This is a genomic window from Paraburkholderia sp. BCC1876 (assembly GCF_902833695.1).
GTDB lineage: Bacteria > Pseudomonadota > Gammaproteobacteria > Burkholderiales > Burkholderiaceae > Paraburkholderia.
The window spans coordinates 1-647 of the sequence record NZ_CADFGI010000036.1 but is presented as its reverse complement, the minus strand read 5'-3'; the positions used below and the strand labels follow the sequence as shown (position 1 = coordinate 647).

1 protein-coding gene is annotated in these 647 nt (G+C 71.7%); it reads right to left on the bottom strand.

Translation table 11 applies throughout. From position 1 onward, the window contains the following. Positions 1–38: 38 nt before the first annotated feature. A partial coding sequence (locus tag HWY05_RS37620; protein ID WP_176061476.1) for an aldehyde dehydrogenase family protein occupies positions 39–647 on the bottom strand: 609 nt, incomplete at its 5' end.

The window sequence follows — 647 nt, the reverse complement described above, 5'->3', positions numbered from 1 at the left end:
ATTTCCCGGTTCGATGGTTGAAGGGTTTCGCGGGCCGCTCAGGCCTGGCTGATGAACTTGCGGGTCAGGTAGGGCTCGATGCCCTCGGCGCCGCCTTCGGAGCCGTGCCCGCTTTCCTTGAGCCCGCCGAACGGCAGCTCGGTCGCGACGATCCGGTACTGGTTGATGCCGATCATGCCGGCCTCCAGCCCGTCGCCGACGTCGAGCGCGGTGCGCGCGCTGGCGGTGAACGCATAGGCGGACAAGCCGTAAGGCAGGCGGTTGGCCTCGGCCAGGCCGTCTTCCAGCGTGTCGAAGGGCATCAGCACCGCGATCGGGCCGAACGGCTCCTCGTGCATCACGCGCGCCTCGGGCGGCACGTCGGCCAGCACGGTCGGCTCGAAGAAGAAACCCTCGCCCTCGATGCGGCGGCCGCCCGCCAGCAGCGTGGCGCCGCGTTCCCGCGCGTCGGCCACCAGCGCCTCGATCTTGGCGAGCTGCCGCGCATTGGCGAGCGGGCAGACCTGGCCGGTGCCGCGAAAGCGGTTCGCGGCACCCTCCACGGCCGCGCGCTCGACATCGGCGTCGTCGAACACCAGCACCGGGCCGTGGCCGCCCAGCTCCAGCGTGATCGGCTTGACGCCCTCGGCCGCGCGCGCCGACAGCAG